Source organism: Kaistia sp. MMO-174 (assembly GCF_037147815.1).
Lineage (GTDB): Bacteria > Pseudomonadota > Alphaproteobacteria > Rhizobiales > Kaistiaceae > Kaistia > Kaistia nematophila.
In genome coordinates this window covers 258,842-277,699 of record NZ_JBBCUO010000004.1, presented here as the reverse complement: position 1 = coordinate 277,699, position 18,858 = coordinate 258,842, and the positions used below count along the sequence as shown (strand labels likewise).

Genomic DNA, 18,858 nt, shown 5'->3' with positions numbered 1-18,858 from the left:
CATGGCTGACAACGCGAAGGGCCGGGAGCGCAAGCCGCGCATCACGGTCAAGGATCTGGCGCGCGACCTGAACATGTCCGTGTCGACCGTGTCGCGCGCCTTCCATCCCCACGCCGTCATCGCGCAGCAGACGCGCGACGTGGTCCTGAAGCGGGCGCAGGAGATCGGCTACCGGCCGAACCCCTTCGCCCGCAGCCTGATCACCAAGAAGACCCGCATTGTCGGATTGGTGGTGTCGGACATCACCAATCCTTTCTACCCGGAAGTCGTCACGCGGATGACCGAGGACCTGCGCGCCTTCGGCATGAACGTCATGCTGGTGGCCGCGCAGGCGCCGAAGGAGATCGACGACGCGGTCCGTCTCCTGCTCACCTATCAGCCGGACCTCGCCATCATCCTCGCCTCGCGCCTGTCGCCGGAGGTGCGCGACGAATGCGAGGCGCAGGGGACGCCGGTGGTGTTCTTCAACCGCCTGTCCGAGGACGATCACTGCTTCGGCGTCAGCTGCGACAACCGCATCGGCGGCGCCATGGTCGCCGATTTCCTCATTGATCGCGGCCATCAACGTCTTGCCTATATCGCGGCGAGGCCGGACGCCTCGACCAATGTCGAACGCCGGGCCGGGTTCGTTCAGCGCGCCATCGAGCGCGGGCTGGAGGAGCCGGTCTGCGTCGAGGCCGGGCTGTTCTCCTACGAAGCCGGCTATGGCGCGGCGGCGGCCTTCGGGGCGCTGGCCTCTCGCCCTGACGGCGTCTTCTGCGCCAACGACATTCTCGCCATCGGCTTCATGGACGGCGTTCGCCGCGAGCTCGGGCTCGCCATTCCCGAGGATCTTTCCGTCGTCGGCTTCGACGATGTCGCGATGGCCGCCTGGCCGTCGCATGCGCTGACGACCGTACGCCAGCCGGTCGAGGCGATGCTGAAGAGCACGGTCGACATCGCGCGCAAGGTTTCCGCCCAACCGGCGGCCGAACCTTTCGTGCAGCGCATCGCGCCGACGGTGCTGGTCGAACGGCAATCGACGAGGAACCGCCATGCGGACTGACAAGGCCGGGCGGGCGCTGTTCGAGCGCGCCGTGGCGCTGCATCGCGAGGATTGCTCGGCGCTCGCCGAGCCGGCGCGCTTCACGGCCAGCGCCGTGGCGCTGCCGGGCGCCGCAGAAGAGGCGCTGGCCGATCGGGTCGTCGTCTATCGCGTCGAGGCCGGCAAGGCCTATGAGGCGTTCCGCCGGTTGATCGGCCAGCTCGCCGGGCTGCTGATCCTGGTCCAGGCCAGTGGTCGGCGCGAGGTGCTCGACCTGCCGGATCTGCCGATCGCCGACGAGCGCTGGCGTCAGGCGGGCGAAACGCTGGCGGCGCTCGACGCACCGGGCGGGCTTGCCGCGCACAAGGCCAGGCTCGACGCCACCTTCGCGCATATCGGCGCCGGCCTTCGGCATTTCCGCCGCTTCGGCGAGATCGGCGGCGGCGAGGCGGCGCTCGCGATCGCCTCGAACGAGATCAACGCGGCCTATCAAGCCCTGAGGAGCGCCTCCGACATGGAGGCGGGCTTGAGCATGGTCGATTTCAGCCAGGCCTGCTGTTCATGCATGGTCCAACCAACACGATGCTAGGGAGGAAGACTATATGGGCGACTATTCGATCTGGGTGCTCGAATACAGCTATGTCACCAACTACCACAAGAGCGGCGTGCTCTATGGTGCGCACAATCAGGGCTATGTGAAGCTTCCCTATTGCTATGCCCTGATCAAGGGCAACGGCCACACGGCCATGATCGACGTCGGCTATAACGACAAGGACTATGGCAAGGTGCTGGGCGACCGCTTCGGCGTCGAGAACTGGCGCTCGCCGCGCACCGTGCTCGGCGGGGTCGGCGTCAAGCCGGAGGAGGTCGACACCGTCTTCGTCACGCACGCCCATTTCGACCATTTCGGCAATGTCGAGGACTTCCCCAACGCCACCTTCTACATCCAGGAGCGCGAGGTCGCGAAATGGGCCTGGGCGATGGCGCTGCCAGACCGCATGCGCTGGATGATGACGGCGGTCGATCCCGGCGACATCGTGCGCGGCCTCGACCTCGCCCGCCAGCGCCGCCTCGTCACCGTCGACGGCGCCCGCGCCGACGTGCTGCCGGGCGTCGACCTGCACGCCGCCTTCGACAGCCACACCTTCGGCTCGCAGTGGATCACGGTCCGCAATGACGGCGAGAAGGATTCGTCCGATACCTGGGTGCTCGCCGGCGACCTCGTCTATGTGTTCGACAACATCGAAGGCCCGGGCGGCGCCGTCGACGTCAACGATCCGATCTATGTGCCGGTCGGCCTCGCCACCGGCAGCCAGACCAATCTGGTGCTGGCGACCGAGGAGATGATGAAGCAGGTCGGCTACGAATCCCGCCGCGTCATCCCGATCCACGAGGAGCGGCTGCGCGACCGTTTCCCCTCGCGCATCACTGCGGACGGCCTGCGCATCACCGAGATCTGCCTCGCCGACGGCGAAGCCTCGAAGGTGAACTGATGCAGCCGATCCGCAACGTCGCCATCGTCGGCGCCGGGCTGGTCGGTTCGGGTTGGGCGATCGTCTTCGCCCGATCCGGCGCGACCGTCCGGGTCTTCGATGCGGAGGCGTCGATCCGCGCCTCCGTGCTCGATCGCATTCGCGAAAGCCTGGCCGAGATGCGCTCGGTCGGGCTCGTCGACGAGGTCGAGGCCATCCTCACACGCATCTCGGTCGCCGACAGCCTCGCCGAGGCGGTGGCCGAGGCCGACTATGTGCAGGAGTCGGTGTTCGAGCGCGTCGATGTCAAGACGGCGATCTCGCTGGCGATCGACGCGGCGATGCGGCCGGATGCGATCGTCGGCAGCTCGTCCTCCGGCATTCCCGCTTCGGCCTTCACGGAGGGCTGCCGCAATCGCTGTCGCTTCCTGATCAGCCATCCGGTCAATCCGCCGCATCTGGTTCCGGTGGTCGAGCTGGTGCCGGCGCCCTGGACAGACCCGGCGATCGTGCCGTTCCTGCGGGCCGAGATGGAACGCTTCGGCCAGGTGCCGGTGGTGGTCAATCGCGAGATTGCCGGCTTCATCCTGAACCGCCTGCAGGGCGCGTTGCTGAACGAGGCCTGGGCCCTGTTCGAGGATGGCTATGCCAGCGCCGCCGACATCGACGCCACCGTCGCGCATGGCCTCGGCCTGCGCTGGTCGTTCATGGGGCCGTTCGAGACGATCGACCTGAACGCTCCGGGCGGCGTCGCCGACTACGCAGAGCGCCTCGGGCCGCTCTATCATTCGGTCGCGCAGGACAGGACCGATCCGAAGCCCTGGTCGGACGAGCTCGTCGGGCGGGTCGCGGCCGAGCGGCGCGGTGCGTTGCCGAGCGAGGCCCTCGCCGATCGCCGCGCCTGGCGGGACGGCCGGCTGATGCGGCTCGTGGCGCACAAGCAGGCCCAGAAGGACTGAGATGACCGCCTCAGCATCGATCGGCGCCAAGGCGCTTCAGGGCAGGGTCGCGCTCGTCACGGGCGGGGCGGGCGGCATCGGCGCGGCGATCGTGCGGACGTTGGCGGCGGCGGGCGCGACCGTCGTCGTCGGCTACAACGCCTCCGCCGAGGCGGCCGAGGCGCTGGCCGCCTCGCTGCCGGGCGATGGGCATCGGGCGCTCGCCGCCCCGGTCACCGATACGGCCGCGATCGGCCGGCTGGCCGCGGAGGTCGAGGCCGGCTATGGCCGGCTCGACATGCTGGTGAACTGCGCTGGCACCACGCGCTTCGTCGCCCATGGCGATCTCGACGGGCTCGACGACGCGCTGATCGACCAGGTGCTGGCGGTCAATGTGCGCGGCCCGATCGCGATGGTCCGCGCCTTCCGTCCTCTGCTCAAGGCGTCCGGCGACGGGCTCGTCGTCAACATCTCCTCGATCGCCGCGGTGACGGCGATGGGCAGCAACATCGCCTATTGCGCCTCGAAGGCGGCGGTCGACAATCTGACGAAGTCGCTGGCGCGCGCGCTGGCGCCCGAGATCCGCGTCGTCTCGGTCTCGCCGGGGCTGGTCGACACGGAATTCGTCAGGGGCCTCGACCCGGAATGGCGCGACCGGCAGGCGGCGCAGACGCCGCTCGGCCGGCTGTCCGAGCCGGAAGAGGTGGCGAATGCGGTGCTGGCGGTGGCGAGCCTTCTGACGTTCACCACCGGCTCGATCATCCCGATCGATGGCGGCCGGCCGCTCTGCTAGCGGGGGCGGCGGGGGATCGGGCCGGAAGAGGTCTTTCCGCTGACACGCAAACTGCGTAGGAGAGCAGCTGGATCGGCGGGAACCACCTCGCCGACAAAGTTGCGGAGACATGGATGTCGGACAAGACGGAAGCCGAGCTCGACACGGACTTCGACGAATTCGAAGGCGACCACTATCAGGTGACGATCACCGTCGACGTGATCGCCAGCAACCCGACCGAAGCGGCGATGCTGGCCTACTGGTCGCTCAACGACGAGCTGCCGGACACCTTCGAGGTGAAGAATGCCGAAGGCGAATCCGAGGAAGTCACCCTGACGGACGAGCAGAAGCAAGAGGCGCTGGCGGACGAGATCGAACTCGACGTCCTCTGAGATCGCCACGGGAGGCCGGTCGCGTGAAGACCGACCTCCCAATCTCCACCGCTGCCTGTCCTCCTCAAGCGGAGGAGGGCCGCAGGCGCCCTATGACCACCGATCGAGTTCGTCGGCGACCCGCGCCGTCAGGGTCTCGAGGTCGTCGCTCCGGAAGAACTGGTCGCTGCGCCGGCGGACGATATCCTCCGCCGTGGCCGCGAGTTCGGCCCGCGCGAAGAAGGCGACCTCGCCGCGGGTCAGGCGGCCATCGGCCGAGACCGGCTCGCCGCCTTCCTTCCGGATCCATTCCGCCACACGCGAAGCGCGGCTGCCATAGGTGTCGGCCAGGCGCTCGGCAAGCGCGGCGTCGAGCCCGCCCGCGACCAGATCCCGGATGATGTCAGCGCGCCGAAAGTCGCGGCCGCCGCCGATGGCGAGATGCGCGGTCGAGAGGATGCGAGCCCGCCCGAGCTCGGCGAGGACGGCGTCGGCGGCATCCTCGGCCATGCGGCGGAAGGTCGTCCACTTGCCGCCGATGATGGTGATGAGCTTTGCGCCCGCCGGGTCGTGCCGGATGACGGCGTGGCTGCGGCTGCGGCTCGTCAGGTCGGCCGCCTTCGAGCGGATCAGCGGCCGCACGCCGACGATCCGGCCGGTGATGGCCTCTTTCGTCACGCCATGGCCGGGGAGGGCGGCGTCGAGCGCCTTGAGCAGATAGTCTTCGTCCGCCGGGCGGATGGTCGCCTCGTCCGGATCGTCGCAGGCAAATTCGGTGGTGCCGAGCAGCAGGCGATTTCCCGCCAGCCGGTAGAGCACGCAGAGCCGGCGCTTGGCCGGGTCGGCGTGATGGTCCTCGAAGAACAGCAGGTCGTCCCTGAGGCTCGCGGCGATCGACGGCGCGTCGATGACGACATGGATGCCGGCGACGCCGCCGGTCATGCGCCCGGTGACGCCGAACAGCGCCGCCACCTTGTCGGCATGGGCGCCGCCGGCATTGACGACGACACGGGCCTCAACCGTGAAGGTCGCGCCGGAGAGGCGATTCTCCAGCGTCAGCGTGCAGCCCTCGGCGCCGGCCAGCCGGCAATAGTTGAGCGCGGCGGACTGGGTCGCCGTGGCGACGCCGTCCTCGACCAGTTCGACGGCGATCCGTTCCGGCGCATGGATGCGGCCTTCCTGGGTCCAGATCGCGCCGGCGAAGCCCTGGCCGAGATAGGGGAAGAGACGCCGCGCGCCCGCGCCCATCGCCGCGCCGCCGCGGGCAAGCGCCCGCCTGCGGCCGGCGAGCGCGTCATAGAGGCGGACGCCGATCGTCATCGGCACCACACCCGGCATGCCGCGTCCCGGCATCAGCTTCAGGAAGCGGAACGGCGCGGCGAGCAGCCCGCCAAGGCGCGTGCGCAGCGGCAGCACGACGCGCACCGGGCGGATGACATGCGGGGCGTTGGCGACCAGGAGGTCGCGCTCGATCACCGATTCCCTGACGAGGCCGACATCGCCGCGCTCGAGATAGCGGAAGCCGCCATGGGCGATGCGGGTGAGGGCGCCGCTGGCGCCGCTGGCGAAATCGTCGCGCTCGACCAGCAGCACGCGAAGCCCCTGCAGGGCGAGGTCGCGAAACGTGCCGGCGCCGGTGATGCCGCCGCCGACGACCACCGCGTCGAAGCAATTGTCGGCGGCGATCTCCGCCTCCATCCGGCTCCGGTCGAGCGTCGGCTGGCCGGGGCTCACCTTGCCCCCGGGGTCAGTTCCACCTCTTCGAAGGAGCGGATTTCCGCGAAGCGGGCGTCGGGCGGGGTGTCCTCGCGCAGCACATGCACATTGGGCACGCCGGCCGCCGTCGCCGCCACCAGCTCGCGCGGATTGTCGGAGAAGAACAGCAGCCGCTCCGGCGCGACGCCGATCGCTTCCGCGATTTTGCCATAGGACGCCGTCTCGACCTTGGCGCCGGTGTCGGTGTCGAAATGGCCCTTGAACAGGAAGCGCAGGTCGCCAGCCCTATTGAACTGGAAGAACTGCACCTGCGACTGGATCGAGCCGGACGAGAAGATGTAGAGCGGGATGCCGGCGGCGTGCCAGCGGGTCAGCACGGCGAGCGCATCGGCGTAGATGTGGCCCTTGAATGCGCCCTCGGCATAGCCGTTTTCCCAGATCAGGCCCTGGATCTTCTTCAGCGGCGGCGCCTTCTTGTCTTCGGCGAGCCAGCCGAGCAGCGTCTCGACCGGGTCGGCATCCGTCCCGGAGAGCACGACCGTGTCGGCGAGGATCTTCTGAATCACCGGATCGTCGCGGTGCGCCGCGACATAGGCCGGCATGTGCCGGCGCAGATAGCCGTAGAGCACCTCGATCACATAGGGCTGCGAGCTGATCGTGCCCTCGATGTCGAGCAGCACAACGTCCGGGGAAAAGGTCAGCTGGGTCATGCCGGCTCAGCCCTTCGCGTGCGGATCGAGGCCGGTGCCCTCGAAGCGCGGGATCGCGTCGAGGAAGGCGCCGAGGTCGGTGAAGCGAGCCGGGTTCTTCAGCACCTCGCGGGCGAAGGCCAGCGCATCGGCCTGCATCTCGGCGCGCCGCTTCGTGTCCTCGATCACGCCGAAATCGGCGATCTGGGCGTAGGAGATGACGCGACGGATCATCTTGATCGCGGCGAAGGCGACGAAATCGGCGAAGATCGCGTCGACATAGTCGCGCCGGATCGTGGCGAGGCGCGCCGCGCCGGCCGGGCCGGAGAAATGCGCGGCGGGGTAGAGGTCGCCGCCGGTATCGGGGTTCTGCTCCCAGATGGCGACGAATTCGCGCCGGAAGCTGTCCCAGAGCACGGCGACCTGTTCGAGCAGCCACTGGCGATGGCTGTCGCGCTCATCGGCCGGGCGGTCATAGCCGCCCTGCGCATACCAGTTCAGGATCAGGTTCGCCGCATAGGCGCCGAGGTCGAAGCCGATCGGGCCGAAGGTGGAGAACTCGCCGTCGATGACGCGGGTGTCGTCCTCCGTCACCATTACCGAGCCGGAATGCAGGTCGCCATGCAGCAGCGCCTGGCGGTTGCTCAGGAAGGCGCTGCGGTGGCGGGCGACGGCCGTCTTCAGCTCGACATCGTCGCGGAACGCCTTGGCCCAGGCGTCGAGCTCGGTCACGAAGCGGTTGCGCCACGTCTCCTGGTAGGGATCGAGGAAGATCAGGTCGACGCTGATGCGGAGCAGCGAGCGGTTGGCGGCGAAGAGGCCGATATCCTCGAACTTGCGCTCGAACGGCACGCCGAGGTCGGAGGTGTGGAAGGCGGCCTGGGCGACATAGCGGCCGACATCGGCGGAGGCCTTCGGGTAGCGGAGGCCCTCGATCAGGCCGCCGCGCAGCACGATGTGCGGCGTGAGCTTCTCGATCACCAGGAACTGCAGCACGGGATCGAAATGCAGCAGCTTGGGCGCCAGCGCGCCGACGATCGGATCGAGCCGGCGCATGTAGCTCGCCTCGAAGAACGCCCGGTCTTCCGCCAGCGGCCAGCTCTCGCCGTGATAGCGCACCCAGGGGAGCGCCTGCTTGGCGCAGATGCCGCCCTTCGGACCGTCGACGAGATAGACCGCGTTGATATAGCCGTCGGCGACGTCGCGGATCGTCCATTCGGACGGGGCGCCGCCGAGGATGGCGGCGATCTCCGGCAGGGTCGCCAGATGCGGGATGATGTCGGCCTGGGCCAGGACGCGATAGCCGTCGGTGCGGGCGTTCAATACTGCGGACATGGATCCTCCTGATCGCGCCTTGACATCATTTAACGCCGCCATGCGCAAGACCCTCGACCAGATGCTTCTGCATCAGGAGGGCGATGGCATAGATCGGCACGATGCCGGCAAGGGAAGCGGCGGCCATCTGGCCGAAATTGACGAGTCGGTCGCCCTGGAACAGCGAGATGCCGACGGTCAGCGTGCGCATGCTGTCGGACAGCGTCAGGCCGGACGCCAGCAGGAATTCGTTGAAGCTCAGGATGACGACGATGAGCGAGGTGGCGGCGATCCCCGGCGCGATCATCGGCGCGACGATGGAGACCAGCGTGCGCAGGCGGCCGGCGCCGTCGAGCGCCGCCGCCTCCTCGATCTCGACGGGCACGCGACGCAGGAAGGGCGCCAGCAGCCAGAAGGCGACCGGGATGTTGAGGAGGCCGTTGACCAGGATCAGCCCGGCATGGGTGTTCAGGAGCCCGATCGTCTTCAACAGGAAGAAGAAAGGCAGCAGCGCCACGATCGGCGGCGCGATGTAGCTCGCGAGCGTCGCCTGCGGAAGGAACTTCCTGCCGATGCCGAGCCGGATCATCGCATAGGCGGCCGGCAGCGTGATGGCGATCGTCAGCACGCCGGAGAGCACGGAGACGACGACCGAATTCAGGATGAAGGTCGAGAGCGACGTCGCCTCGAACGCCGCCGGCCAGTTGGCGAGCGTCGGGTCGGTCGGCCAGAACCGGCCCGCCAGCACGTCGTCCGGCCGCTTGAACGAGACAGAGAGCAGATAGGCGATGGGGAGCAGGAAGAAGCCGACGGCGAAGACGGCGGCCAGGACCTGCAGGGCGCGCATCGACGGCCGGGTCATGAATAATACTCCGACGCGCGCTGGTGCAGCCTGGCGACGGGGATCGTCACGATGCCGATGACGATGGCGAAGATGAGCGTCTGCGCGGCGGCGCGGCCGACGTCGAACTGCTCGAAGGCGAGCCGCCAGATGCCGAAGGTGGCGTTGGTGGTGGTGAAGCCGGGGCCGCCGAAGGTCAGCACGTAGACGAGGTCGAACAGCTTGAAGCCGATGATCAGCTTCAGGAGGAAGATCGAGGCGAGGGGGGCCGCGACCAGCGGCAGGATGACATGGCGCAGGCGCCGCCAGCGGCCGGCGCCGTCGATCATCGACGCCTCGCGCACGCCATCGGGCAGGCTGACCAGCGCGGCGAAGCAGAGGATCGTCACGAAAGGCACCCACTGCCAGAGGTCGGCGATGCCGATCGAGATCCAGGACAGAGTCGGGCTGGCGAGGAACGACATCGGTTGGTCGATGACGCCCCAGGAGAGCAGGATGCCGTTCACAAGACCGCCGGAGGGGGCGAGGATCAGCTTCCAGGCGATGCCGACCATGACCGGCGGCGTCATAAGCGGCAGCAGCACGAGGGTGAGCAGGAAACGGCCAGCCTTGAGCAGGGCGACGAACAGGCTCGCCAGCGCGAAGCCGATGACGAGCTCGGCCGTCGCCGAGGCGAAGGCGAAGGCGATGCTCTTCAGCACGGCGCTGTGGAAATTCGGGTCGAGCAGCGCGCGGGTGACCTGCTTCAGACCGACAAAGGCGCCGAATGGCTTGCCGAGCGTGCTCTTGGTTAACGCAAGGCTAACAAGAAAGATCGTCGGATAGACCGTCGTGACCAGGAGCGAGACGACGAGCGGCGCGACCCAGAGGAACTTTCGCCAGTCGCGCGGCAGGGTCGGCGCGTTGCCCTGTGCTGCGGCAAGACGGCCCGGATCGGCGCGTTCGGCCTCGGGAATGCTGGTCATGCTTTTCCTCTGGCGGCGAGGCGCCTCGAGCCGCCCGGCCGCGATCTCAGATTGCGACGCCCGGCCCGGATGGCATGGCGACGGTCGCGACGCCATTAGCATGCTCTGTCACAAAAGAAAGATCCCACCCGCGAAAGCGGGTGGGATCGTGTCAAATCAAGCCGTTACTCGGCCAGGATCTGCTGCCACTGGGTGTGCGCGTCCTTGATCGCCTCCTCGGCGGTCTTGGTGCCGGCGAGCGCCAGCGCCAGCTCGTCGGCCAGCGCCTGCTGGAGCTTCGGCGATGCCGGCGTCGTCGGCCAGGGCAGGCTCTGGCCGAGCGCGTTCGAAAGCGCCGCCTGCACCTGCGGCGCGAAGGCCTTGTACTTGTCGGAATCGAGCAGCGACTGGCGGGCCGGATCGATGCCGCTGCCGGTCAGGAGCAGCAGCTCCTCCTGGTATGCCGGGCTGGTCGCGAACTTGATCAGCTGCCAGGCGGCGTCCTTCTTGGCCGAGCCGGAGGAGACGCCAAGTGCGAAGCCGGCGTTCAGCGCCAGGCGCGGCTGGGTGTTGCTGCCGCCGACGGGGATCTGCGTCACGCCCCACTTGTCGACGATCTGCGAGCCCTTCGGATCCTGGGCATAGACGCCGAGGTCGCTCCAGAACTCGATGAAGCCGACCTTGCCGCCGAGGAACGCCGGCAGGCCTTCCTCGAAGCGGGTCTCGAGCGGCGTCGGCAGAGCGTAGGGATTGGCGGCGACGAGCGCCTTGGCGGCGGCGACCGCCGCCTCGCTGTCGAGCGCCGAGCTGCCGTCGTCGTTCAGGAACTTGCCGCCGAAGCCGGCGAGGCGGTTAGCGTAGCTCGAGCCGATGATGATCGGCGCCTTGCCGCCGAGCACGGCCGCGCCATAGATGCCGTTCTTCGATTCTGCGGCGGTGATCTTCTCGATCGCGGCGAGGTATTCTTCCCAGGTCTTCGGCACGGCGACGCCGTTCCGGTCGAGGATCTCCTTGTTGTAGAAGAGGAGATGCGCGTCGCCATCATAGGGCAGGCCGAAGCGCTTGCCGTCGTGCAGCGTGTAGGCGTCGTAGACCAGCGGCAGGAAATCGTCCGGCTTGACCTCGGCCTTGTCGCGCTCGATCCACGCCGTCACGTCCTCGATCACGCCGTCCTCGGCGAGTTGGCCCTTGGTCGGGTACCAGTAGTCGACGACGTCGAACTCGTTGACGCCGGACTGGACGTCGAGCGTCGCCTTGGCCTGGATCTGGTCGTAGGGAACGACGGTGACGTTGACCTTGGCGCCGGTCGCCGCCTCGAAATCGGCGGCCAGCTTGTTGCCGGAGACCGTGTGCGGCTGGATGACGAGCAGGTTGAGGCTCTGCCCGGCCAGCGGCTTGTCGGCGGCGAAGCCGGGACCGGCCAGCATCGGCAGCATGGCCGCGGCGGCCGCACCCTGAAGGAACCCGCGACGGCTTACGCCGCCGAACTCGTTGCGCGACCGCGACATCGGTTTGTCTCTCCTGCTCCGCCCGCGCTTCCAACATGGTGGCCGGGACTCGTTTCGGGCCGAAGTCTCCTCGAACGGCCCTGCGTCGTCGAAGCATTTAATTCCAATGCAAAGTGATATTCAGGATTATTTTCTATCACATTCGTCTAGAGGCCAGCCTGCGGCGTTCTCCCTGGCCTTCGCTAGCATGAGCGACTTATTTCGGCTGTCGAACTCTTCGGCCGCCCGCAGCATCCGAGCCGGCCTCCTGTCGCATCCGCCGCGGTCCGGCGATCTGCGCCGGCTTGACGCTGCGGGCGAACGCCCGTCGACTGGGCGGCCATCATGCTGGCTGCGAGGTTTCCGTCCCGATGCGCAATCTGATCACCGACGTTCCGGGCCTCAGGGTCGGCAACGCCACCGACCTCGGACTTGCCTCCGGCGTCACCGTCGTCGTGTTCGATGAGGCCGCCGTCGCCTCGGTCGATGTGCGTGGCGGCGGCCCGGGAACGCGCGAGACGGATCTGCTCGAGCCGCACGAGACGGTCGGCGCCATCCATGCGGTCGTGCTTTCCGGCGGCTCGGCGTTCGGGCTCGACGCCGCGTCCGGCGTCATGGCCGCGCTCGCCGAACGCGGGGTTGGCTTCGAGGTCGGCACCGCCCGCGTCCCGATCGTGCCGGGCGCGGTCCTGTTCGACCTGCTGAATGGCGGCGACAAGGATTGGGGCCGGTTTCCGCCCTATCGCGACCTCGGCCACGCTGCCGTCGAGGCGGCCGGGCTCGACTTTCCGCTCGGCACGGTCGGCGCCGGCACCGGCGCCACGACCGTCAACCTGAAGGGCGGGCTCGGCTCCGCCTCGATGATCGCGGCCTCCGGCCACCGGGTCGGCGCGCTCGTCGCGGTCAATGCCTGCGGCTCCGTCAATCTGGGCGAAGGACCGCATTTCTGGGCGGCGCCATTCGAGCAGGCGGGCGAGTTCGGCGGCCTCGGCTTGCCGCATCCGCTGCCCGCCTTGCCGGCGCGGCCGCCGCTGAAGGGGCTGCCGCCCGGCGCCAACACGACGATCGCCGTCGTCGCCACAGACGCTGTCCTGACCAAGGCGCAGTGCAAGCGCCTCGCCGTTATGGCGCATGACGGCTACGCGCACGCCATCTGGCCCGTGCACACGCCGCTCGATGGCGACACCATCTTCGCCACCGCAACCGCCCGCAAGCCGCTCGCCGATCCGGTCTTCGACCTGGCGCTGATCGGCGACGCCATCGTGCGCACGCTCGCCCGCGCCTCGGCTCGCGCCGTCCATGAGGCGACCGCCCTGCCGCAGCCCGGCAGGCTCCCGGCCTGGCGCGACGTCTGGGGCGAGTAGCGCCAGGCCGCTCGCCGCATTTTCCAGACGGACCATGACGTCCTCCGGATCGGATTCCGGGGGACGTTCTCGTCTGCGCGCGCCGTCATCCGGGGCGTTCTCGGCGTCGGGACGAGGGGCTCTGGCGGCTTGACAAGCGGGCGTTCGCAGCTACGCTATCAAATATAAAACGTGAGTTTACCAGATGAACTCAATTGCCGACAGTGACCGATATTCGATCCGGGCCGTGGATCGCGCGATCGACGTGATCCAGTGCCTCGCGGCCAGCGACTCGGCCTTGACCGCCGACGAGATCGCGGCCGCCATCGGCCTGCCCAAGAGCACCGTTTTCCGCGTGCTGGCGACTCTGCTCGGGCGTGGGCTGCTCGATCGCGACCCGGAGCGGCAGACCTTCCGCTTCGGCACGCTGGCGCTGCTGGTCGGGGTGCGGGCGCTCGGCGATCTCGACGTCAAGCGCGTCGCCCGGCCGATCATCGAGCAGCTGGCGGAAGCGACCGGCGAGACGGTGCACCTGTCGGTGCTGAACGAGCGGTCGGCGCTCTGCATCGACAAGATCGACAGCAAGCGCGCGGTGCGGATGTCGTCCTATGTCGGCTTCCGCGATCCGCTGCATTGCAGCGGCGTCGGCAAGATCCTGCTCGCCTTCCAGGACGAAGCGGCGCGCGAGGCGCTGATCGAGAGGATCGGCTTCGAGAAGCACACCGAGCGCACCATCACCGACCCCGCGGCGCTGCGCGCGCATCTGCGCCAGATCGTGGCGCTCGGCCACGCGGTCGACCACGAGGAGATCGAGGACGGGTTGAGCTGCGTCGCCGCGCCGGTCCGCGACCACACCGGCAAGGTCGTCGCCGCGATCAGCAATTCCGGGCCGACTTATCGCCTCGACGAAGCCGCTATGCGCGATCTCGTCGGGGTCGTGCGCGAGCACGCCGCCCGCATCTCCGCCGCCCTCGGATATCTTGCCAGGAAGCCTGCCCGATGATTATCGACGTCCATAGTCACACGCCGCAATTCCGCGACCGCGTTCCCGCCGACAAGCTGGTGATCAACACGGCCTGGCGGCCCGACCGCCCGGTGCAGGGCAACTACAGCTGGAACGACTACATGGCGGCGCAGGCGCCGGCCGAAAAATCCATCGTCTTCGGCATCGCCTGGGAGCCCGGCGAACGCGTTGGCGGCACCAATGGCTTCGGCGATGTCGGCGACGTCGCCGATGGCGTCAACGATTCCACCGCCGCCTTCGTCCGCGCCTTCCCCGATCGGCTGATCGGCTTCATGGCGGTGCACCCGCATGACCGCAAGGCGCTGGACGAGATGGAGCGCAGCCGGGTCGATCTCGGGCTGCGCGGCGTCAAGCTCGGCGCCAACTACCAGATCTTCGATCCGCTGGAGAGCCGGGCGCTGGCGATCTACCAGTATGCCCAGGAGCACGGCCTGCCGATCCTGTTCCACATCGGCACCTCGGCGGTGCGCATGGCGCCGATCGCCTCGGCCCATCCGCTGGTCGTCGACGAGATCGCCATGCGCTACCCCAATCTGAAGATCGTCATGGCCCATATGGGCCATCCCTGGACGGTCGATACGGCGGTGGTGGTGCGCAAGCATCCGAACGTCTTCACCGACATTTCGGGCCTGCTCTACCGCCCCTACACATTCTACGAGGCGATGATCAAGGCGACCGAGTGGAACGTGCTCGACAAGATCCTGTTCGGTTCTGACTACCCGATCACCACGCCGGCCGAGACCCTCGAAGGCCTGCGCAACGTCAACGCGATCGTCGAAGGCACCAGGCTGCCGCGCGTCCCGCTCGACCGCATCGAGCAGATCATCCACCGCGACAGCCTGGCGCTGCTCGGCCTGAACTGACGCCACAGGACCCGGATTCCGCCATGACCTTTCAGAACTCTGCCATGACGTTCCAGAATTCCGCCGATCTCTATGCCCGCGCCACAAGGGTGATCCCGGGCGGGGTCAATTCCGCCACGCGCCGCCTCGCCCGCCCGATGGCGTGGGAATGGGCCGAGGGCGCCTATATGCGCGACGTCGACGGCAACACCTTCCTCGACTATCACGCCGCCTTCGGGCCGATCGTGCTCGGCCACAGGCATCCGGGCGTCACCGCCGCCGTGGCCGAGGCGATCGAGGGCCTCGACATGGTCGGCGTCGGCGTCACCGAGCGCGAGATCCAGCTCGCCGAGAAAGTGGTCGAGCACGTGCCGTCGGCCGAGATGGCGCTCGCGTTTTCGACCGGCTCGGAAGCGACCTACATGGCGGTGCGCCTGGCGCGCGGCGTCACCGGCCGCACCAAGCTCATTAAGTTCCAGGGCACGTTCCATGGCTGGCACGACTATCTGCTGATGAACGTCATCACCCCGGCCGAGAAGATCGGCCAGAAGGATCCGGGCTGCGCGGGGCTGCTCGCCGATGCGGTCGAGAACACGCTGATCTGCCGCTTCAACGATCTCGATTCCGTCGAACGGACGATCGCCGCCCATCCCGGCGAGATCGCCGCGATCTTCCTCGAGGCCATCCCGCACAATATCGGCTGCGTGCTGCCGACCCAGGCCTTCGTCGAGGGCCTGCGCCAGATCTGCGATGCGCATGGCATCATCCTGGTGTTCGACGAGGTGATCACCGGCTTTCGCCACGGCCTCGGCGGCTACCAGGCCAAGCTCGGCGTCACGCCGGACCTCACCACCATGGCGAAGGCGATCGCCAATGGCTATCCCTGCGCCGTGATCGCCGGCCGTCGCGACCTGATGATGCAGTTCTCGACGGCGCCCGGCGGCAAGGTGTTCGTCGGCGGCACCTACAATGGCCATCCGGTCGGCGCGGCGGCGGCGCTCGCCACCATCGCCGCCATGGAGGACGGCTCGGTGCACCGGCACCTGTTCGCGCTCGGCGAGCATGCGCGCAGCGGTATCCAGTCGATCGCGGACCGCCTCGGCATCCGGATGACGGTCGGCGGCTATGGCTCGGTGTTCACGCCCTATTTCATGGACGGGCCGATCGACCGCTACGAGGACCTGCTGCGCAACGACAACGCCAGCGACGTGGCGTTCCGCAGTGCCATGGTCGACCAGGGCATCTTCATGCTGCCCATGGCGCTGAAGCGCAATCACATCAGCGCGGCGCATACGCTGGCCGATGTCGAGCGCACCCTCGATATCGCCGAGACGGTGCTGAAGACCCTGCGCTAGCCCTGCGCGGGATCGCCGGCGCGACGGCTTGGCCGATCGTCGCGCCGCTTCGGCCGGAACGGTCTTGGCCGCCGGCCATCTTCAGGGCAATCCCGCTAGACATCGAGATATTGCATCGCAGCAGTCGATGCTGCGATGCATCAAGTCCAGGAATTCGTTCCGCCGATGTCTGCGGGGCATTCCGTGTATTTAGTTTGGATCCCAAAGTGTAAACCCGGACTTGCACTTTCGGACGCTTCGGGCTTTGCTGCGCTCCGTCTTGTCGTTCGTTGGGAATATTTCAAAAATCCCGGCGTTCTGTAGATGCTACGCAAACGTTTGCGTAACCTGGAGGAGAGAGTCCCAAGATGAATTTTCCTGCCATCGACGAAAGCGTCCGGGTTGCCCGCCTCGCGCCGCATGTCCGCAAGGCCCGGGTCGTGATCGACACGGATACGTTCAACGAGATCGATGATCAGTTCGCCATCGTCTACGCGCTTCTTTCCGAGGATCGCATGACGACGGAAGCCATCTATGCGGCTCCCTATTTTAATTCGCGCTCGACCGGCCCCGCCGACGGCATGGAGAAGAGCTACGAGGAAATCCTCCGCCTGCTCGAGCTGATGGGCCGCCCGGCGGACGGCTTCGTGTTCAAGGGCTCGACCGACTATGTCGGCGCCGGCCTGAAGCCACAGCGCAACGCGGCGGTGGAGGACCTGATCGCGCGCGCCATGGCCTCGACCCCGGAGGACCCGCTCTACATCATCGCTCTGGCGGCGATCACCAATGTCGCCTCGGCCATCATGATCGAGCCGCGCATCATCGACAGGATCGTCGTCTGCTGGCTGGGCGGCCATTCGCTCCAGTGGCCGCATACGCGCGAGTTCAACCTGAAGCAGGACGTTCCCGGCGCCCGCGTGCTGTTCGACAGCGGCGTGCCGCTGGTGATGTTGCCTTGCGAGGGCGTCGTCTCGACCCTGAGCACCACGATTCCCGAGCTCGAACGCTATGTCGAGCCGTCGGGTCCGCTCGGCGCCTTCCTCGCCGGCCGCGTCAAGGGCTACGAGGACGAGGACAAGCATATCGGTTGGTCGAAGCCGATCTGGGACATGGCACCGGTCGCCTACCTGATCGACGCCAGCTGGACCCCCTCGACGCTGGTGCCGAGCCCGATCCTCACCCCGGAAGTGACGTGGAGCTTCGACAATTCGCGCCACCTCATCCGCTATGTCCACCGGATCGATCGCGACGCGATCTTCCGCGATTTCTTCGTGAAGCTCGCGGCGTTCGCGAAGTCGAAATAGGCCGGCGGACGGCCGCTACGGCCGGAAACAGGTCCTGGAATACCGGCGGAGCGATCCGCCGGCCCACTGTTCGACGCCCGGGCGCTCGATCCAGGAAAATCGATCGCATCTCCGGGTCTTTTGGGAGGAGACCAACATGAAGCATCGTTCGCTTACCCTAAGACTGACGGCGGCGATCCTGTTCGCCGGGGCAGCGACCCTGTCGCTCGCGCCGGCCCAGGCCGAAGACGTCACCATCAACTTCCTGCATGCGCAGAACGAGCGCACCTACGGTCCGGCGATCGAGGCGTTCGAGAAGGCCAATCCCGGTATCAAGATCCGCCAGCAGATCGTGCCCTTCGACCAGCTGAATGCGCAGATCCAGGCCCGCATCGGCGCCGGCGACGACAGCATCGACATCTATGGCGCCGACGAGCCGCGCGTGCCGGCTCTCGCCAAGCGCGGCCTGCTCAAGGACCTGTCGTCGGAGACCGAGAAGGTCACCGCCGCGACGACGCCGGAGGCCGTTTCGGCGACCAGCGCCGGCGGCAAGCTCTACGCGCTGCCGCAATGGACCTCGACGCAGCTGCTCTTCTACAACAAGGAACTGCTCGAGAAGGCCGGCATCGAGCCGCCCTCGGCCGATCCGGCGAAGCGCATGACCTGGGACGAGCTGCTTGCCAATGCCAAGAAGGCGCAGGCGGCCGGCGCCAAGTACGGCTTCGGCTTCGAGCAGGTCGACCGCTACTACCAGCTGCAGCCGCTGTTCGAATCGAGCGGCGCGGGCTCGGGCCTGAAGGGCGACGACCTGCTGACGCCGGACGTCAACAGCCCCAAATGGGTCGAGACCCTGACCTGGTACGGTGATCTCTACAAGTCGGGCCTGTCGCCGCGCGGCATCCCGGCCGAGCAGATGTCGCCCCTGTTCCTGAATGGCCAGATCGCCTATTTCGTCGCCGGCCCGTGGAACTTCTACGATTTCGGCAAGTCCGAGAGCCTCAAGTGGGGTATCGCGCCGCATCCCTATTTCACGGGTGGCAAGCCGGTCACGGCGACGGATTCGTGGGCGGTCGGCATCAGCCCGCACAGCAAGCATCCGGAAGAGGCGCTGAAGTTCGCCGCCTATACGACTATCGACGACGAGGGCGCGCTGCTGACCACGGCCGCCAACCCGCTGCCGCCGGCCAACAAGGCTGCCTTCGTCAAGAACGTCGAGGAACAGACCAAGCTCGGCGGTGCTTCGACGGCCCCCTATGGCGACCTGCTCGCCTATGAACTGTCGAAGACCTCGGTCAGCCGTCCGCGCACCATCGGCTATGTCGCCTTCGAGGAAGTCATGAACAAGGCGTTCAGCGACGTCCGCAACGGCGCCGACCCGAAGGCGACGCTCGACCGGGCCGAGAAGCAGCTGAAGGCAACCTTCGGCCGCCTGAAGTAAGCCGGCGCCAGAGGGGGAGGGATGCC

General features: G+C 67.6%; 18 protein-coding genes. 12 read left to right on the top strand and 6 right to left on the bottom strand.

Annotated elements, in window-relative coordinates; genetic code table 11:
- The first annotated feature begins 1 nt into the window (after position 1).
- From WFK98_RS16375 to WFK98_RS16350, 6 genes are all read left to right on the top strand, one after another.
- On the top strand, positions 2 to 1,045 hold the full coding sequence (locus WFK98_RS16375) for a LacI family DNA-binding transcriptional regulator (RefSeq protein ID WP_266338834.1): 1,044 nt from the start codon (positions 2 to 4) through the stop codon (positions 1,043 to 1,045).
- Positions 1,035 to 1,613 (top strand): hypothetical protein, encoded by a 579-nt coding sequence (locus WFK98_RS16370; RefSeq protein ID WP_336800974.1) that lies wholly within the window; start codon positions 1,035 to 1,037, stop codon positions 1,611 to 1,613. The genes WFK98_RS16375 and WFK98_RS16370 overlap by 11 nt, the downstream gene beginning before the upstream one ends.
- A 13-nt stretch (positions 1,614 to 1,626) precedes the next feature.
- Positions 1,627 to 2,517 carry an N-acyl homoserine lactonase family protein gene (locus WFK98_RS16365; RefSeq protein ID WP_336800973.1) on the top strand — a complete coding sequence of 297 codons (891 nt, stop codon included), beginning with the start codon at positions 1,627 to 1,629 and terminating at the stop codon, positions 2,515 to 2,517.
- On the top strand, positions 2,517 to 3,455 hold the full coding sequence (locus WFK98_RS16360) for a 3-hydroxyacyl-CoA dehydrogenase (RefSeq protein ID WP_336800972.1): 939 nt from the start codon (positions 2,517 to 2,519) through the stop codon (positions 3,453 to 3,455). Before WFK98_RS16365 ends, WFK98_RS16360 begins: the two co-directional genes overlap by 1 nt.
- Before the next feature lies 1 nt (position 3,456).
- Positions 3,457 to 4,227, top strand: a complete 771-nt coding sequence (locus WFK98_RS16355) for an SDR family NAD(P)-dependent oxidoreductase (RefSeq protein ID WP_336800971.1) — start codon at positions 3,457 to 3,459, stop codon at positions 4,225 to 4,227.
- 113 nt (positions 4,228 to 4,340) lie between these two features.
- Complete coding sequence (locus WFK98_RS16350; RefSeq protein WP_266338830.1) at positions 4,341 to 4,598, top strand: hypothetical protein; 258 nt, start codon at positions 4,341 to 4,343, stop codon at positions 4,596 to 4,598.
- 90 nt (positions 4,599 to 4,688) lie between these two features.
- Here the strand turns inward: WFK98_RS16350 and WFK98_RS16345 are convergent, their stop codons facing one another.
- The 6 genes from WFK98_RS16345 to WFK98_RS16320 all read right to left on the bottom strand — a co-directional run bounded on the left by WFK98_RS16345 (position 4,689) and on the right by WFK98_RS16320 (position 11,589).
- Positions 4,689 to 6,311, bottom strand: a complete 1,623-nt coding sequence (locus WFK98_RS16345) for a glycerol-3-phosphate dehydrogenase/oxidase (protein ID WP_336800970.1) — start codon at positions 6,309 to 6,311, stop codon at positions 4,689 to 4,691.
- Positions 6,308 to 7,003: an acireductone synthase gene (gene mtnC / locus WFK98_RS16340; RefSeq protein WP_336800969.1), complete on the bottom strand. Its 696-nt coding sequence runs from the start codon at positions 7,001 to 7,003 to the stop codon at positions 6,308 to 6,310. Before mtnC ends, WFK98_RS16345 begins: the two co-directional genes overlap by 4 nt.
- A gap of 6 nt (positions 7,004 to 7,009) precedes the next feature.
- The gene (gene mtnK, locus WFK98_RS16335; RefSeq protein ID WP_336800968.1) at positions 7,010 to 8,317 is read right to left on the bottom strand and encodes an S-methyl-5-thioribose kinase; all 1,308 of its coding nucleotides are present in this window, start codon (positions 8,315 to 8,317) and stop codon (positions 7,010 to 7,012) included.
- Positions 8,318 to 8,342: 25 nt separating this feature from the next.
- The gene (locus tag WFK98_RS16330) at positions 8,343 to 9,158 is read right to left on the bottom strand and encodes a carbohydrate ABC transporter permease (RefSeq protein WP_336800967.1); all 816 of its coding nucleotides are present in this window, start codon (positions 9,156 to 9,158) and stop codon (positions 8,343 to 8,345) included.
- Positions 9,155 to 10,102, bottom strand: coding sequence for a carbohydrate ABC transporter permease (locus tag WFK98_RS16325; protein ID WP_336800966.1), 948 nt, complete (start codon positions 10,100 to 10,102; stop codon positions 9,155 to 9,157). Before WFK98_RS16325 ends, WFK98_RS16330 begins: the two co-directional genes overlap by 4 nt.
- A 164-nt stretch (positions 10,103 to 10,266) precedes the next feature.
- Complete coding sequence (locus WFK98_RS16320; protein ID WP_336800965.1) at positions 10,267 to 11,589, bottom strand: ABC transporter substrate-binding protein; 1,323 nt, start codon at positions 11,587 to 11,589, stop codon at positions 10,267 to 10,269.
- Between the two features lie 350 nt (positions 11,590 to 11,939).
- Here WFK98_RS16320 and WFK98_RS16315 point away from each other — a divergent pair, with 350 nt between their 5' ends.
- The 6 genes from WFK98_RS16315 (at position 11,940) to WFK98_RS16290 (ending at position 18,832) form a co-directional block, all read left to right on the top strand.
- The gene (locus WFK98_RS16315) at positions 11,940 to 12,932 is read left to right on the top strand and encodes a P1 family peptidase (protein ID WP_336800964.1); all 993 of its coding nucleotides are present in this window, start codon (positions 11,940 to 11,942) and stop codon (positions 12,930 to 12,932) included.
- Between the two features lie 184 nt (positions 12,933 to 13,116).
- Entirely contained in the window at positions 13,117 to 13,914 is a 798-nt protein-coding gene (locus WFK98_RS16310; protein ID WP_266338822.1) for an IclR family transcriptional regulator, read from the top strand.
- Entirely contained in the window at positions 13,911 to 14,798 is an 888-nt protein-coding gene (locus WFK98_RS16305) for an amidohydrolase family protein (RefSeq protein WP_336800963.1), read from the top strand. The genes WFK98_RS16310 and WFK98_RS16305 overlap by 4 nt, the downstream gene beginning before the upstream one ends.
- 23 nt (positions 14,799 to 14,821) lie before the next feature.
- Positions 14,822 to 16,132 (top strand): aspartate aminotransferase family protein, encoded by a 1,311-nt coding sequence (locus WFK98_RS16300; protein ID WP_336800962.1) that lies wholly within the window; start codon positions 14,822 to 14,824, stop codon positions 16,130 to 16,132.
- A 347-nt stretch (positions 16,133 to 16,479) separates the two neighbouring features.
- On the top strand, positions 16,480 to 17,415 hold the full coding sequence (locus tag WFK98_RS16295) for a nucleoside hydrolase (RefSeq protein WP_336800961.1): 936 nt from the start codon (positions 16,480 to 16,482) through the stop codon (positions 17,413 to 17,415).
- Between the two features lie 136 nt (positions 17,416 to 17,551).
- Positions 17,552 to 18,832, top strand: a complete 1,281-nt coding sequence (locus WFK98_RS16290) for a sugar ABC transporter substrate-binding protein (protein WP_266338818.1) — start codon at positions 17,552 to 17,554, stop codon at positions 18,830 to 18,832.
- The last annotated feature ends 26 nt before the right edge of the window (positions 18,833 to 18,858 follow it).